This is a genomic window from Capnocytophaga sp. G2 (assembly GCF_035282625.1).
Classification (GTDB): domain Bacteria; phylum Bacteroidota; class Bacteroidia; order Flavobacteriales; family Flavobacteriaceae; genus Capnocytophaga.
Genome location: NZ_JAYKBU010000001.1, coordinates 51,107 through 66,018 on the forward strand (window position 1 = coordinate 51,107; position 14,912 = coordinate 66,018).

The 14,912-nt window shown below is 38.6% G+C and carries 26 protein-coding genes; 4 read left to right on the forward strand and 22 right to left on the reverse strand.

The window, feature by feature from the left end; translation table 11 throughout:
- Positions 1-11: 11 nt before the first annotated feature.
- The 22 genes from rpsE to rpsL form a co-directional block, all read right to left on the reverse strand.
- On the reverse strand, positions 12-536 hold the full coding sequence (gene rpsE / locus VJJ03_RS00325; protein WP_009744664.1) for a 30S ribosomal protein S5: 525 nt from the start codon (positions 534-536) through the stop codon (positions 12-14).
- A 6-nt stretch (positions 537-542) separates the two neighbouring features.
- A complete protein-coding gene (rplR, locus tag VJJ03_RS00330) occupies positions 543-896 on the reverse strand; it encodes a 50S ribosomal protein L18 (RefSeq protein WP_009744665.1) in 354 nt (117 codons plus the stop codon).
- An 11-nt stretch (positions 897-907) separates the two neighbouring features.
- The gene (rplF, locus tag VJJ03_RS00335; protein ID WP_009744666.1) at positions 908-1,450 is read right to left on the reverse strand and encodes a 50S ribosomal protein L6; all 543 of its coding nucleotides are present in this window, start codon (positions 1,448-1,450) and stop codon (positions 908-910) included.
- A gap of 18 nt (positions 1,451-1,468) precedes the next feature.
- Complete coding sequence (gene rpsH, locus VJJ03_RS00340; protein ID WP_009744667.1) at positions 1,469-1,867, reverse strand: 30S ribosomal protein S8; 399 nt, start codon at positions 1,865-1,867, stop codon at positions 1,469-1,471.
- A 16-nt stretch (positions 1,868-1,883) separates the two neighbouring features.
- The gene (gene rpsN, locus VJJ03_RS00345) at positions 1,884-2,153 is read right to left on the reverse strand and encodes a 30S ribosomal protein S14 (protein WP_009744668.1); all 270 of its coding nucleotides are present in this window, start codon (positions 2,151-2,153) and stop codon (positions 1,884-1,886) included.
- Position 2,154: 1 nt separating this feature from the next.
- On the reverse strand, positions 2,155-2,706 hold the full coding sequence (gene rplE, locus VJJ03_RS00350; RefSeq protein ID WP_009744669.1) for a 50S ribosomal protein L5: 552 nt from the start codon (positions 2,704-2,706) through the stop codon (positions 2,155-2,157).
- A gap of 2 nt (positions 2,707-2,708) precedes the next feature.
- Positions 2,709-3,023 carry a 50S ribosomal protein L24 gene (rplX, locus tag VJJ03_RS00355; RefSeq protein WP_173301480.1) on the reverse strand — a complete coding sequence of 105 codons (315 nt, stop codon included), beginning with the start codon at positions 3,021-3,023 and terminating at the stop codon, positions 2,709-2,711.
- 11 nt (positions 3,024-3,034) lie between these two features.
- Positions 3,035-3,403 (reverse strand): 50S ribosomal protein L14, encoded by a 369-nt coding sequence (rplN, locus tag VJJ03_RS00360; protein ID WP_009744671.1) that lies wholly within the window; start codon positions 3,401-3,403, stop codon positions 3,035-3,037.
- A 2-nt stretch (positions 3,404-3,405) separates the two neighbouring features.
- Entirely contained in the window at positions 3,406-3,663 is a 258-nt protein-coding gene (gene rpsQ / locus VJJ03_RS00365) for a 30S ribosomal protein S17 (protein ID WP_009744672.1), read from the reverse strand.
- A gap of 16 nt (positions 3,664-3,679) precedes the next feature.
- Complete coding sequence (gene rpmC / locus VJJ03_RS00370; protein ID WP_009744673.1) at positions 3,680-3,871, reverse strand: 50S ribosomal protein L29; 192 nt, start codon at positions 3,869-3,871, stop codon at positions 3,680-3,682.
- Positions 3,872-3,882: 11 nt separating this feature from the next.
- A complete protein-coding gene (rplP, locus tag VJJ03_RS00375) occupies positions 3,883-4,302 on the reverse strand; it encodes a 50S ribosomal protein L16 (RefSeq protein ID WP_009744674.1) in 420 nt (139 codons plus the stop codon).
- An 18-nt stretch (positions 4,303-4,320) separates the two neighbouring features.
- On the reverse strand, positions 4,321-5,049 hold the full coding sequence (gene rpsC / locus VJJ03_RS00380) for a 30S ribosomal protein S3 (protein ID WP_009744675.1): 729 nt from the start codon (positions 5,047-5,049) through the stop codon (positions 4,321-4,323).
- A gap of 9 nt (positions 5,050-5,058) precedes the next feature.
- The gene (gene rplV, locus VJJ03_RS00385) at positions 5,059-5,466 is read right to left on the reverse strand and encodes a 50S ribosomal protein L22 (protein WP_323973142.1); all 408 of its coding nucleotides are present in this window, start codon (positions 5,464-5,466) and stop codon (positions 5,059-5,061) included.
- Between the two features lie 5 nt (positions 5,467-5,471).
- A complete protein-coding gene (gene rpsS, locus VJJ03_RS00390) occupies positions 5,472-5,750 on the reverse strand; it encodes a 30S ribosomal protein S19 (RefSeq protein ID WP_009744677.1) in 279 nt (92 codons plus the stop codon).
- Positions 5,751-5,758: 8 nt separating this feature from the next.
- The gene (gene rplB, locus VJJ03_RS00395; RefSeq protein WP_009744678.1) at positions 5,759-6,583 is read right to left on the reverse strand and encodes a 50S ribosomal protein L2; all 825 of its coding nucleotides are present in this window, start codon (positions 6,581-6,583) and stop codon (positions 5,759-5,761) included.
- Positions 6,584-6,591: 8 nt separating this feature from the next.
- The gene (rplW, locus tag VJJ03_RS00400; protein ID WP_009744679.1) at positions 6,592-6,882 is read right to left on the reverse strand and encodes a 50S ribosomal protein L23; all 291 of its coding nucleotides are present in this window, start codon (positions 6,880-6,882) and stop codon (positions 6,592-6,594) included.
- A 4-nt stretch (positions 6,883-6,886) separates the two neighbouring features.
- On the reverse strand, positions 6,887-7,516 hold the full coding sequence (gene rplD / locus VJJ03_RS00405) for a 50S ribosomal protein L4 (RefSeq protein ID WP_323973144.1): 630 nt from the start codon (positions 7,514-7,516) through the stop codon (positions 6,887-6,889).
- On the reverse strand, positions 7,516-8,133 hold the full coding sequence (gene rplC, locus VJJ03_RS00410) for a 50S ribosomal protein L3 (protein ID WP_009744681.1): 618 nt from the start codon (positions 8,131-8,133) through the stop codon (positions 7,516-7,518). Before rplC ends, rplD begins: the two co-directional genes overlap by 1 nt.
- Before the next feature lie 199 nt (positions 8,134-8,332).
- Complete coding sequence (rpsJ, locus tag VJJ03_RS00415; RefSeq protein WP_002666495.1) at positions 8,333-8,638, reverse strand: 30S ribosomal protein S10; 306 nt, start codon at positions 8,636-8,638, stop codon at positions 8,333-8,335.
- Between the two features lie 11 nt (positions 8,639-8,649).
- Positions 8,650-10,773: an elongation factor G gene (gene fusA / locus VJJ03_RS00420; protein ID WP_009744682.1), complete on the reverse strand. Its 2,124-nt coding sequence runs from the start codon at positions 10,771-10,773 to the stop codon at positions 8,650-8,652.
- Positions 10,774-10,784: 11 nt separating this feature from the next.
- Positions 10,785-11,261, reverse strand: a complete 477-nt coding sequence (gene rpsG, locus VJJ03_RS00425; protein ID WP_009744683.1) for a 30S ribosomal protein S7 — start codon at positions 11,259-11,261, stop codon at positions 10,785-10,787.
- A 27-nt stretch (positions 11,262-11,288) separates the two neighbouring features.
- A complete protein-coding gene (gene rpsL, locus VJJ03_RS00430; RefSeq protein WP_002666477.1) occupies positions 11,289-11,702 on the reverse strand; it encodes a 30S ribosomal protein S12 in 414 nt (137 codons plus the stop codon).
- A gap of 533 nt (positions 11,703-12,235) precedes the next feature.
- On the opposite strand from rpsL, the gene VJJ03_RS00435 reads away from it, so the two are divergent.
- The 4 genes from VJJ03_RS00435 (at position 12,236) to VJJ03_RS00450 (ending at position 14,909) form a co-directional block, all read left to right on the forward strand.
- Positions 12,236-12,790 (forward strand): DUF1440 domain-containing protein, encoded by a 555-nt coding sequence (locus tag VJJ03_RS00435; RefSeq protein WP_216698032.1) that lies wholly within the window; start codon positions 12,236-12,238, stop codon positions 12,788-12,790.
- 66 nt (positions 12,791-12,856) lie between these two features.
- Complete coding sequence (locus tag VJJ03_RS00440; RefSeq protein WP_009744685.1) at positions 12,857-13,669, forward strand: DUF2262 domain-containing protein; 813 nt, start codon at positions 12,857-12,859, stop codon at positions 13,667-13,669.
- 52 nt (positions 13,670-13,721) lie between these two features.
- The gene (locus VJJ03_RS00445; RefSeq protein ID WP_323973147.1) at positions 13,722-14,675 is read left to right on the forward strand and encodes a hypothetical protein; all 954 of its coding nucleotides are present in this window, start codon (positions 13,722-13,724) and stop codon (positions 14,673-14,675) included.
- A 102-nt stretch (positions 14,676-14,777) separates the two neighbouring features.
- Entirely contained in the window at positions 14,778-14,909 is a 132-nt protein-coding gene (locus VJJ03_RS00450) for a hypothetical protein (protein ID WP_256378926.1), read from the forward strand.
- Positions 14,910-14,912 lie beyond the last annotated feature (3 nt).

Sequence of the window (14,912 nt, forward strand, 5' to 3'; positions counted from 1 at the left end):
AGTGCTTGTTTTTAACCTTTAAACATTTTTTCTAAGGAAACTCCTCTTTGCTCAGCAATTCTCTTAGCACTTCTAAGTTTTAAGAGTGCATCAAAAGTTGCTTTTACTACATTGTGAGGGTTAGAAGAGCCTTGTGATTTAGAAAGTACGTTATGTACACCTACGGCTTCCAATACGGCACGTACTGCACCTCCAGCGATTACTCCAGTACCTTCAGCTGCTGGTTGGAGATATACACGAGCACCTCCAAATTTCCCTTTTTGTTCATGAGGAAGGGTAGTCCCATTAAGGGGAATACGTACTAAATTCTTCTTTGCATCTTCTACTGCTTTAGCAATAGCGTCAGATACTTCTTTGGATTTGCCTAAGCCCTGTCCTACGACTCCATTCTCATCTCCTACCACTACAATAGCAGAGAAACCGAAAGCACGTCCTCCTTTGGTAACTTTAGTTACACGTTGCACTCCTACCAAGCGATCCTTTAGTTCTAATCCGCTTGGTTTTACATATTCTACATTTTTATAATTCTGATACATAGTTTCTTAGAATTTAAGTCCGCCTTCTCTTGCTCCTTCTGCTAAGGATTTTACACGTCCATGATACAAGTAACCCCCTCGGTCAAAAGAGATGGTTTCAATACCTGCTGCAAGCGCTTTCTTAGCAATGGATTCACCTACTTGCTTAGCTTTTTCAGTTTTGGTACCTGATAATTTCAAATCTTTATCACGTGATGAGGCTGCTACTAAAGTAACACCCTTGGTATCATCTATAATTTGTGCATAGATTTCACTATTGCTTCTAAAAACAACCAAACGAGGTCTTTCAGGAGTTCCAGAAACGGTCTTTTTGATTCTGTACTTGATACGTTGTCTTCTTTCTATTTTTGATAATGCCATTATGTTACGTTTTAAGCTGATTTACCTGCTTTTCTTCTAAGTTCTTCCCCTACAAACTTGACACCTTTTCCTTTGTAAGGTTCTGGTTTACGGAAAGAACGAATTTTAGCTGCTACTTGTCCGAGTAATTGTTTATCGTGAGAAGTAAGCTTAATGATCGGGTTTTTCCCTTTTTCATTAATTGTCTCTAATTTAATTTCTTGAGGGAGTTCCATAAGGATGTTATGAGAGAAACCAAGTGCTAAATCAAGTTTTTGTCCCTGATTAGTTGCACGGTACCCTACCCCCACAAGTTCTAACTCTTTGGTAAAACCTTCAGATACTCCTACTACCATATTATGTAGTAAGGCACGATAGAGACCATGTAAGGCATTGCTTTGCTTAGTATCTCCTTGTCTTTCCACTATGAGTTGTCCATCTTCTTGCTTTATAACAGCGCCTTTAACCACTTGGGTTAATTCGCCGAGTTTCCCTTTCACAGTAACGATATTATCTTTGATAGTAACTGTTACTCCTTGAGGAATACTGATGGGTGCTTTACCTATTCTTGACATTGCTTTAAGTCTATTTTTTTAGTAAACATTACAAATTACTTCTCCTCCTATATTAAGGGCTCTGGCTTGTTTGCCAGTCATTACCCCTTGAGAGGTAGAAACGATAGTGATTCCAAGTCCATTGAGCACACGTGGAAGTTTGCTAGCCCCTACATATCTGCGGAGCCCTGGGGTGCTTACACGTACAATTTTTCTGATAACAGGTTCCTTAGTTTCTTTATCGTATTTGAGGGCTATCTTGATGATTCCTTGTATATCATTTTCTTCAAACTTATAGCTAAGAATATAGCCTTGATCAAAAAGGATTTTGGTAATCTCCTTTTTGAGGTTTGAAGCTGGGATTTCTACTACTCGATGCCCTGCACTACTGGCGTTGCGAATTCTTGTCAAATAGTCCGCGATTGGGTCTGTGTACATAATTTTTCTTTTTTAATTACCAACTTGCTTTTTTTACACCCGGAATAAGTCCTTTATTTGCCATTTCACGGAAAAGCACACGAGAGATTCCAAATGTGCGCATATATCCTTTAGGGCGACCTGTGAGTTTGCAACGATTATGCAAGCGTACAGGAGATGCATTCTTAGGTAGTTTCTGTAATGCTTCATAATCACCAGCTTTTTTAAGAGCTTTGCGTTTTTCTGCATATTTTGCTACCAATTTAGCTCTTTTGACTTCACGAGCTTTCATTGATTCTTTCGCCATATTAATTCTTTTTAAAAGGTAATCCTAATTCGGTTAATAATGATTTTGCTTCTTTATCTGTATGAGCAGAAGTAACGAAAGTAATATCCATACCTGCAATTTTATTGATTTTGTCAATATCAATTTCAGGGAAGATAATTTGCTCAGTAATACCTAAGTTATAGTTACCACGTCCGTCAAATCCTGTTGCTTTTACTCCTTGAAAATCTCTCACACGAGGTAGAGCTGTAGTAATAAGTCTGTCCAAAAATTCGTACATACGCTCTCCACGAAGAGTAACTTTAGCTCCAATGGACATACCGCGACGGAGCTTGAAAGAAGCTACATCCTTTTTAGAAGTAGTTGCTACGGCTTTTTGACCTGTAATCTTAGTAAGTTCCTCTACGGCATATTCTATTTGCTTTTTATCTGCAACAGCAGCCCCTACTCCACGGCTTACTACAATTTTTTCAAGTTTAGGAACTTGCATTACATTTTTGTAACCAAATTCTTCTTTAAGAGCTGCAATTATGCGCTCCTTATATTCCTGTTTGAGTCTAGGTATATATGTCATAATTACACTACTTGTTTTGATTTTTTAGAAATTCTTATTTTTTTGCCATCACGCACTTCATATCCTACACGGGTTACCTCACCACTCTTAGGGTCTAAGAGAGAAAGGTTAGAAATATGGATAGGAGCTTCCTTTTTGACAATGCCTCCTTGAGGATTTTGTGCACTGGGTTTGGTATGTTTTGATACTAAGTTCACACCTTCCACGATAGCTCTGTTCTTTTCACGATCCACTTTGAGTACTTTTCCTTTTTCCCCTTTGTGGTCGCCAGCGATTACCTGTACTGTATCGCCTGTTTTTATTTTTAGCTTTATCATCATTGCATAGATTAAAGCACCTCAGGTGCTAATGACACAATTTTCATAAACTGCTTGTCACGGAGTTCACGTGCTACAGGACCGAAGACACGGGTACCTCTCATTTCACCAGCAGCATTCAGTAGTACGCAAGCATTTTCATCAAAACGAATATAAGAACCATCTTGGCGCCTTACTTCTTTTTTTGTTCTTACTACTACAGCAGTGGAAACTTGTCCTTTTTTTATACTTCCATTAGGGGTTGCTTCCTTTACGGTAACAACGATTTTATCCCCCACAGAAGCATAACGACGTTTGGTTCCTCCAAGTACACGAATAGTCAAAACTTCTTTGGCTCCTGTGTTATCTGCTACTTTTAATCTTGATTCTTGTTGTACCATAATTACTTCGCTCTTTCTATGATTTCTACTAATCGCCAACATTTAGTTTTACTAAGTGGGCGTGTTTCCATAATGCGCACGGTATCACCGATATTGCAGTCATTTTTTTCATCGTGTGCAACAAACTTTTTAGTTTGCAATACGAATTTTCCGTACATAGGGTGTTTTACACGTTTTACGACAGATACCACAATGGATTTTTCCATTTTATTACTGGTAACAACCCCTATTCTTTCTTTTCTGATATTTCTCTTTTCCATATTAAAGCCACAATGATTATTGTAATTCTCTACGGGTTAATTCACTTGCTATACGGGCAATATCTCTACGAGTAGTACGAATAGTAAGTGGATTTTCTATTGGAGAAATGGCATGAGCCATTTTCATTCCCGAATATGCTTTCTTAAGTTCGGTGAGCTTCTGCTCAAGCTCAGCGACTGATAAATTTTTAACTTCTGACTGTTTCATTGTTAGTAAAATTAATCTTGATAATCTCTCGCTACAACGAACTTAGTAGTTACGGGTAACTTTTGAGCAGCAAGGCGGAGAGCTTCTTTGGCGACATCCAAAGGTACACCTCCTACTTCAAATAAGACTCTTCCAGGCTTCACTACAGCCACCCAGTATTCAACAGCCCCTTTTCCTTTCCCCATACGTACTTCCAAAGGTTTCTTGGTAATAGGCTTATCTGGGAAGATCTTAATCCAAAGCTGTCCTTCACGTTTCATATAACGGGTAGCCGCTACACGGGCGGACTCAATTTGGCGAGCAGTGATAAAGGCGGATTCTAAGGATTTAACACCGAATGTCCCATTAGAGAGTTGGTGTCCTCTTTGGGAAATTCCCTTCATTCTTCCCTTTTGTGCCTTACGATATTTTGTTCTTTTTGGTTGTAACATTGCTAACTGATTTTAATATTATTTTCTTCGGCGAGCACGTTTTGCATCTGAGTTTCCTTCCTTAGAAGAAGAACCATTTAGGTTTTTCTTAGTCATTCCTACCAATGGAGAAAGTTCTCTCTTACCATATACTTCACCTTTCATGATCCATACCTTGATCCCCATACGTCCATAAGTAGTATGAGCTTCATCAATAGCATAATCAATATCTGCACGGAAAGTAGAAAGAGGAATACGTCCCTCCTTATAACTTTCAGAACGAGCCATTTCAGCTCCATTCAAACGCCCAGATATTTGAATTTTGATACCTTCAGCGTTCATACGCATAGTAGCGGCAATAGCCATTTTGATTGCTCTACGGTAAGAAATACGATTTTCAATTTGTCGAGCAATACTTGCTGCTACAAGGGGTGCATCAAGTTCTGGTCTTTTAATTTCAAAGATATTGATCTGAATATCCTTTCCAGTAATTTTCTTAAGTTCCTCCTTAAGCTTGTCTACCTCTTGTCCTCCTTTTCCGATAATGCTACCAGGACGGGCAGTAGTGATAGTAACGGTTACAAGTTTTAAGGTTCTTTCAATAATTACACGAGAAACACTAGCCTTTGACAAACGAGTATGAACGTATTTTCTGATTTTATCGTCCTCAGCCAATTTGTCACCGTAGTCATTTCCTCCGTACCAGTTGGATTCCCATCCTCTGATAATTCCAAGGCGATTTCCTATTGGATTTGTTTTTTGTCCCATACCTTTATCTTAGCTTTCAGTGTTATTTTTAGCTCCTAATACGATGGTTACGTGATTGGAACGTTTGCGAATTCTGTGTGCTCTTCCTTGTGGAGCTGGGCGAAGCCTTTTGAGCATTGCACCACCATCTACGCGGATTTCTTTAATGAATACTTGTGCTGTTTCTATATCAACCCCCTCATTTTTAACTTTCCAGTTTTCAATAGCTGAAAGTAATAACTTGTGCAAAGAAGTTGCTGCTTCTTTTTGGTTGAACTTTAAAATAGCAAGTGCCTTATCTACGGGAATACCGCGTACCAAATCTGCCACTAAACGCATTTTGCGTGGCGATGTAGGGCAATTATTCAATTTTGCAAAAGCCACTTTTTGTTTCGCTTCTTTAATCTCTAATGCTTTTTCTCTTTTACGAACTCCCATAGCTTTTATTTTTTACCTTTATTTTTTGCTCCTGCATGTCCTCTAAAAGAACGAGTAGGTGCAAATTCTCCTAATTTATGTCCTACCATGTTTTCAGTGATATATACAGGAACGAATTGTTTTCCATTGTGCACTGCGATAGTTTCTCCTACAAAATCAGGAGTAATCATAGATGCTCTTGACCATGTTTTGATCACGGTTTTCTTTCCTGTTTCCTTATTTTGGAGTACTTTTTTCTCCAAAGCATAATGAACATAAGGACCTTTTTTTAATGAACGAGCCATATCTTACCTTATTTCTTTCTACGTTCTACAATATACTTATTACTTGCCTTAGTCTTAGAACGAGTTCTATAACCTTTGGCAGGGATTCCCTTACGAGAGCGTGGATGACCTCCTGAGGCACGTCCTTCACCACCTCCCATTGGGTGATCAACTGGATTCATTACCACTGCACGTGTACGAGGACGGCGCCCAAGCCAGCGTGAACGACCCGCTTTTCCTGAAAGGACTAACTGATGGTCTGAGTTAGACACTGCTCCAATAGTAGCCAAACATGTAAGCAAAATCATACGTGTTTCTCCTGAAGGCAACTTCACAGTGGCATACTTTCCTTCCTTTGCCATTAGCTGAGCAAAAGTACCTGCTGAACGAGCCATATTAGCTCCCTGCCCTGGGCGGAGCTCAATACTGTTAATGACTGTTCCTAATGGAACTTGTGAAAGAGGCATTGCATTTCCTATTTCAGGAGTTGCATTCTCTCCCGATACAATCACCTGTCCTACTTTGAGTCCTGCAGGAGCAATGATGTACCTCTTTTCCCCGTCAGTGTATTGAACAAGCGCTATAAATGCTGTTCTGTTTGGGTCATATTCAATTGAAACTACAGTGGCTTCCACACCGAATTTGTTTCTCTTGAAATCAATGATACGATACTTCTTCTTGTGACCACCACCAATATAGCGCATGGTCATCTTCCCTTGATTGTTTCTCCCCCCTGTCTTTTTTAACGGAACGAGCAAACTCTTTTCCGGCTTATCAGTGGTAATCGCATCGTAATTATTTACCACTCTAAAACGCTGACCAGGAGTCGTGGGTTTCAATTTTCTTACTGACATACGGTCTTTTAAATAGTGTTATAAAAATCTATTGTTTTTCCTTCTTTTACACTTACAATTGCTTTTTTCACTGCATTGGTTTGTGCAAGTTGCAATCCATTTTTAGTATAACGAACAGAACGCTTTGGAGCATAATTTAAAGTTCGTACTTTCTCAACAGTGACTCCGTAAGTTTCTTCAACAGCTTTCTTTATCTGAATTTTGTTAGCCTTTTTGTCTACAGAAAAGGTATAACAGTTTCTCAACTCACTATCATTATTTGCTTTTTCTGTATTAATAGGTTTTATCAATATACTCATAATCTTACTTTGTTAAATTTGATTGAATCACCTCCACTGCACTCTCCAACAATACCACATTTGTCGCGTTAGCTACATCATAAGTGTTTAACTCATAAGCAGTTACCGTATTCACAGAAGGGATATTACGAGAGGACAAATATACATTTTTATTTGTATCCGCCAATACAAAAAGAGATTTTTTATCTTGGATACCAAGAGCTGCTAAAATTTGAGTAAAATCCTTTGTTTTAGGAGTTTCAAAATTAAAATCTTCCAATACAATAATAGTCCCTTGTTGTGCTTTTTGGCTCAATACAGAACGACGTGCAAGTCGTTTTACTTTTTTATTGAGTTTTTGAGTATAATCCTTAGGGCGAGGTCCAAATACGCGTCCTCCTCCTACAAATACAGGGGATTTCACACTACCTGCACGAGCAGTACCTGTCCCTTTTTGCTTTTTAATCTTACGGGTACTTCCTGCCACTTCATTACGTTCTTTGGACTTATGAGTTCCTTGACGTTGGTTGGCTAAGTATTGTTTGATATCCAAATAAATAGTATGATTATTAGGCTCAATCCCGAAAACAGCCTCAGAAAGAGTAACCTTTCTTCCTGTTTCTTTTCCTTGTATATTTAATACTGCTACTTCCATTATTTATGAATCGTTACATAAGCATTTTTATGACCTGGAACACATCCTTTTAGGATAAGGAGGTTCTTTTCAGGAATCACTTTTAACACTCTTAAGTTTTGTACTGTTACTTTTTCAGCTCCCATTCTTCCTGCCATACGCATCCCTTTGAATACGCGTGAAGGATAAGAAGAGGCTCCTACTGAACCTGGAGCTCTAAGTCGGTTATGCTGACCGTGAGTAGATTGTCCCACTCCTCCAAAACCGTGTCGGCGCACAACCCCTTGAAATCCTTTTCCCTTAGAAGTCCCTGTTACATCCACGAACTCACCTTCTACAAAGAACTCGGCTGTAATTGTATCACCTAATTTGTAAGTGCTCTCAAATCCTTGGAATTCGATAAGTTTCTTCTTAGGAGAAATACCTGCTTTAGCAAAGTGACCTGCTGCTGCTTTATTGGTGTGCTTCTCTTTTTTGTCATCGAAACCAAGTTGAAGAGCTTCATACCCGTCAACCTCTTTGGTTCTGACTTGGGTAACTACACATGGACCCGCTTCTATGATGGTACATGGGATATTCTTCCCATTCTCATCAAAAATACTGGTCATGCCTACTTTTTTTCCAATTAACCCAGACATATTTAAAAAATTTAATTTAAACTTACTTTTTAGTTATAATAAAATCAAGGAAGACTCCACTATAATTCTGAAATTTTCCTAATTTTACAATTTGAAATTCAGGGTTAAATATTTCAACCCTGAATATCAATTCGTTTAACCGTTTTTCCCTCACGCTATTGTTTTGGGACAAGTCAAGCAAACCTTTGGTTTTGCTCTATCATACTTTGATCTCTACTTCTACTCCACTAGGAAGCTCAAGCTTCATAAGAGCGTCAATAGTTTTAGGAGAAGAACTATAAATATCCAATAAGCGCTTATATGAACTTAATTGAAACTGTTCTCTCGCTTTCTTATTCACGTGTGGAGAGCGAAGTACCGTAAATAACTTCTTATGAGTAGGAAGAGGAATAGGTCCTACAACTCCTGCTCCTGTTGATTTTACTGTTTTTACGATTTTCTCAGCAGATTTATCTACCAAGTTATGATCATAAGATTTTAATTTTATTCTAATTTTTTGACTCATTTCTTTACAAATTAATTACCACCTCTTGCTTTTTTGATCACTTCTTCTGCAATATTGGAAGGTGTCTCAGCATAATGAGAGAATTCCATAGTAGATGTAGCGCGCCCTGAAGAAAGGGTTCTAAGAGTAGTTACATAACCAAACATTTCAGAAAGAGGTACGTTGGCTTTAATTACTTTGGCGCCATTCCTGTCACCCATATCATTTACTTGACCGCGGCGACGGTTAAGGTCTCCTACGATATCCCCCATATTTTCTTCTGGAGTAATTACTTCCAATTTCATGATAGGTTCCATAAGCACTGCCTTTGCAGCACGGGCAGCTTCTTTGTATCCTAACTTAGCTGCTAATTCAAATGATAGGGAGTCAGAATCCACAGGGTGGAAAGAACCATCCTTAAGGGTAATCTTCATGGCATCCATTTCAAAGCCCGCTAAAGGTCCGTTCTTCATAGCATCTTTGAATCCTTTTTCTATAGAAGGGATATATTCCTTTGGAATATTACCGCCCTTGATTTCATTGATAAATTCCAAACCTGCTTTTCCTTCTTCGGCAGGCTCCATTGTAAAGACAATATCAGCAAACTTACCTCGACCCCCTGTTTGTTTCTTGTACACTTCACGGTGGTCAGCCTTACCTGTAATAGCTTCTTTGTACTCTACTTGTGGCTCTCCTTGGTTTACTTCCACCTTGAACTCACGCTTGAGTCGGTCAACGATAATATCCAAGTGAAGTTCGCCCATACCAGAAATAATAGTCTGCCCAGAGGCTTGGTCTGTTTTAACTTGGAAAGTTGGGTCTTCTTCAGCAAGCTTAGCTAAAGCCATTCCTAATTTATCTACATCAGCCTTTGTTTTAGGCTCTACCGCAATACCAATCACTGGATCTGGGAATATCATACTTTCCAGTACAATAGGATATTTTTCATCACAAAGGGTATCCCCTGTTTTGATATCCTTGAAACCTACTGCAGCTCCAATATCTCCTGCTTCAATGTATTCAATTGGATTTTGTTTATTAGCATGCATTTGGTAGATACGAGAGATACGCTCTTTGCTTCCTGAACGAGTGTTCAGTACATAAGATCCTGCATCCAAGTGTCCTGAATAGGCACGGAAGAAAGCCAAACGACCTACATAAGGGTCAGTAGCAATCTTAAATGCTAATGCAGCAAAAGGGGCATCCACAGAAGGCTTACGTACGGCAGGCTCACCTGTTTCAGGGTTAGTCCCCTCAATAGCTTCCTTATCCAAAGGAGAAGGCAAATAACGGCATACAGCATCCAACATGAACTGTACTCCCTTATTCTTGAAGGAAGAACCACAGGTCATCGGAATAATAGCCATATCCATTACTGCTGCGCGAAGTGCTCTATGAATTTCTTCTTCAGAGATGGAATTCTCATCTTCCATGAATTTTTCCAAAAGACCTTCATCATATCCTGCCACTTCTTCAATAAGTTTAGCACGATATTTAGCCACATCCGCTTTCATATCCTCAGGGATTTCTACAACATCAAAAGTAGCTCCTTGAGTTTCATCATGCCAAACGATAGCTCGGTTTTTGATCAAATCCACTACTCCTTTGAAATCAGCTTCTTCACCAATAGGAAGTACGATTGGTACGGCATTGGATTTGAGCATATCTCTTACCTGCTGGCATACTCTCAAGAAGTCAGAACCTTGTCTGTCCATCTTATTCACAAAGCCCATACGAGGCACCTTATAGTTATCTGCAAGACGCCAGTTGGTTTCGGATTGAGGCTCTACTCCATCCACTGCGGAGAACAGGAATACCAATCCGTCCAATACACGGAGTGAACGATTCACTTCCACAGTGAAATCCACGTGCCCTGGGGTATCAATAATATTGAAGTGATATTCTTTTGCATCGGCAGTAGGTTTTCCATTCTCTGTAGGGAAATTCCATTTACAGGTAGTCGCTGCTGAGGTAATGGTAATTCCTCGTTCTGCCTCTTGTTCCATCCAGTCCATGGTAGCTGCTCCTTCGTGTACTTCACCGATTTTATGCGTTTTCCCTGTATAGAAAAGAATACGCTCAGTAGTAGTGGTCTTACCCGCATCAATATGTGCTGCGATACCAATATTTCTTGTATATTTTAAATCTCTACTCATACTACTACAAATTAAAATCTAAAGTGAGAGAATGCCTTATTAGCTTCTGCCATCTTATGTGTATCCATCTTTTTCTTCACAGCAGCTCCTTCTTCTTTGGCAGCGGAAAGGATTTCTGCTGCTAACTTTTGAGCCATTGATTTTTCATTTCTCTTACGCGCATAGCCTATAAGCCACTTCATAGCCATAGACACTTTACGGTCTGGACGAATTTGCATAGGGATTTGGAAGGTAGCACCTCCCACACGGCGGGAGCGCACTTCCACATGAGGCATTACATTGGAGAGCGCATCTTTCCACACTTCCAAAGCCGTTTTCTCCTCATTATTTTTCTTTTGTTCTACAATGTCAATAGCATCATAGAAAATCTTAAAAGCCACTGACTTTTTACCATCCCACATCAGGTTGTTCACAAAGCGAGTAACCAACTGGTCATTGTATTTTGCATCTGGTAAAAGAGGTCTTTTCTTAGCTTGTCTCTTTCTCATTTGGTTGTTTTAGACGGTTTTAAAAATTTACTTTTTCTTTCCTTTTGCTGGTGCAGCTGCTGCTTGTCCTGGTTTAGGGCGTTTAGCTCCATACTTAGAGCGTCTTTGGGTTCTTCCATTTACCCCAGCAGTATCCAATGCTCCACGTACAATGTGGTAACGTACCCCTGGTAAATCTTTTACTCTTCCGCCTCTTACCAATACTATCGAGTGCTCTTGGAGGTTATGTCCTTCTCCAGGGATATACGCATTCACTTCATTCCCATTGGTTAGGCGAACACGCGCTACCTTACGCATCGCAGAGTTCGGCTTCTTAGGGGTAGTAGTGTATACACGCGTACATACACCTCGACGTTGAGGACAAGAATCCAAAGCAGCCGATTTACTCTTCTTGGCTATTTTAGCTCTTCCTTTTCGTACTAATTGTGAAATTGTTGGCATTTATAAAATATTTTTTTAAGCGAGGGCAAAGGTACAAACTTTTTCTGGACTGACAAAACGCAAAACACTAATTCCCAATATTTTTTTATTAACATAATGATTTTTATAAGACTCCTTGATTTAACACATGATAATCGGCTGATTATTAAATAATTACATAAAATATCCTATAAGTACTAAAAAATTTATCCCTTTTAGAAAAGTTATTAACAGCCCATTTTTTTCTCATATTTCTCAAAAAGTTTTCTCAATAAGAGATTAAAATGCTATTTTTTTACTTTCTTACCCAGAATTGAATAATCTATGAAATGATTTTTACCAGAATAAACGCTTAAATAGAATAACATTATAATTTATCCATACAACTTGGAAAAATATATTTATGTATCTCCTATTTATAAAATACAAATTCTAGAGATTATACATTTAAATATTACTTGATAATCACCTTAAATGTAAAGAAAAAATTCTTTCCATAAGAAAATTAAAATATCCTTAAAAAATATTACCTTTGTCTTTTAAATTATTCGCTTATGAACAGATATACTTTTAAGATGACTTCCTCTTCTGAGCGGAATTTGCCCAAGGCTTTTGGTATTGGAGCCTTTATTGGTATCATCGGAGCCTTTGTAAAATGGGGCTGGGAAGTGCCTTTTCCTCCTCGTAATCCCTCATTAGGCTTTCCATACGAAGGAATGACAGGTGCTGTAATACACAATGGTATACTAGAACGGGTAACACCTCCACAAGTATTTTTAGAACAATTAGGTGTCCCTTATGATTGGACATATACATTCTCAGGTGTAGAATTGCCTCTGTCTATCTTTATCGTGCATATTTTATTCTCCGTAGTTTTTGGGGTGATTTACTGTGTAGCCTCCGAGTTTTTCCCTATTATACGTATATGGTATGGAGCGATCTTTGCTATAGTATCCAATATATTTGCCCATATCATTGTAATGCCTTTGATGGGATTGGTACCACCTCTCTCCGAAATTCCTTTTGATGAGAATCTATCAGAAATGTTGGGGCATATCTTCTGGATATTCGTAATGGAACTTTGCCGTAGAGGACTCATAGCACGGTAGGCAGGGTGAAGCATAACTCTTAATTCATCCAATCATTGAAAATTAACTTATTAACAAATTACATATATGAACCCACAAACTGTACAAAAATTCTCTGATGAGTTTCTTCCCGAAGAAAAGGAACTTATCGTGCTCATTGAAAGTTCTACCAATGGAGCAACATATTATAATGGAGCTTGGGTGCCTTCTAACGACCCTTTAGCGTATATTGAGGTAGCTACTGGCGAGTTTTACGAAGGAAATATCCGTTTAGAGTGGTTGGTATCTGATGAAAGTAATTGGCAGTATTACTTTGCCCCACTGAAAGCTTTCCGCATCAGAGTACGTCCTAAGAAACCAGAACACTCACACCCTGAGCAACGCTGCTTTATGTTGGTAGCAGTTTTGGAAGAGAATGTAACCGAACCTCGTTTTGACTCTATTATTGAGGAGTACAACACCGAAGTTACTTATGAAGATGAAGATTTTAGTTTAGCACTCGACAGAGAATACGATTGGTTTGAGGGGGAAATCCTCTACACCGATGAAGAAATGCAGTTCACCGTAGAAACTACCGATCTAAGTGAGCTACAAGATATCTTAAAATCTTTCAAAAATGCTACTAAGGGCAAATTCGACAGATGGGTAGCAACCCTCAAAGTCTTTGCCACTGAAAAGCTTACTGCTTTAGTCAACAAATGGCAAAAAGAAGCAGATGTTACTGCCCCTGAGATTACCCCTGAGCATTTTGCTCAGCGTATGAGTATCACAAGTATCCTTCTTTTTGAGGACAAGCGCTTCTGTATCTATTTTGATGATGACGATATGTTCTGGGGGCACGCCATTGTCGTATACGGGGACCTCAACGGAGAACTCGAAGAGGCTACTATTGAGGGGTAGATAATAGCAAATTGACTTATAGATAAACTTACCCATTAACACATTATCACTTATGCCTATTCCTCTTAAATTTAAAAAACGTTGGGATGTTTATTCCACTTTGCAAGACGTGCTCACTGCTACACAAAACCTCAGTGTATCCCCTTTTGGTACTACAATAGACGATGACTTACAAGATTTTCGCGGTATCAAACTCATCGGTAAAGGTGAATGTATCAACGTTTCTCTTAGTAATTCTGATTTCTCAGGTTCGCTATGGCAAAACTTTCAAATTGCAGAAACCGAAACTTTTACTCCTCTAATAAACCGCGTAATTTTTGATGAAAGCTCTTTTCAGCAGAGTGAATATACTCCCCTTTGTGGACGAGGGGCTACATTCCTATCGTGTTGTTTTATCAATTGCAAATACAAAGGTGTTGGCTTCCTCCAAGCAGTCATTAAAGACTGCCTCTTTTCTGATATCAAAAAGAATGTACGCTTAGATTTTAACTGTAAGCTGATAGAAGATTGCTTGTTCATTGGTGATATTTACAAAGCTAAATTTTGGTATTCATCCTTAAAAAATTGTACCTTTGAAGGTGTACTTTATGATACTTCTTTCTGGGGAGTAAGAGACTTTACTTCGCAAAAAGAACCTATTTTACCTGAAAAAGTAGATAACCGAATGGAAAATATAGATTTCTCTCAAGCAGAAATGATACAGTGTAATTTCTGGGCTTATTGCTATTTAGATAAAGTGAAACCTTCTGAAAGGAATTGTGTTTTTAAGGTAACCGATGAATTTTATGAATGTTTACTAACCCAAATTCAAAGCAGTGAAAGTCCCTTAAAAGAGAAATTAATAAAATGGGTAAAATTATTCTACGCTCCACATATTACAGCCCCTTACAATGTAGCACACCCTGATGATTTTTCATTCAGACATCCAGAAGAAGCTGAACTGAGCCAAACACTTTACAATTTCGTCTGCAAGGCTGCGGAGGCTACGGGGTGTAGGGTCAAATAGCATTAATTAGTAACTGAAATTTAAGATAAACACAAAATAGGCATTGAAATATAAACATCTAACTCAGGAAGGTACGAAATAGGAACGTATTTTACAAGCAGAATGAAACAAAAATTTATGGTAGAGAAACTTAATGTTTCCGCCAGCACTATCAGTAGAAATAGTCCAAAAAAAGAGGCTGCCCTTACAGACAACCTCTTCTCCATCCAATTTTGGATGATTTTTGATATATAAAAC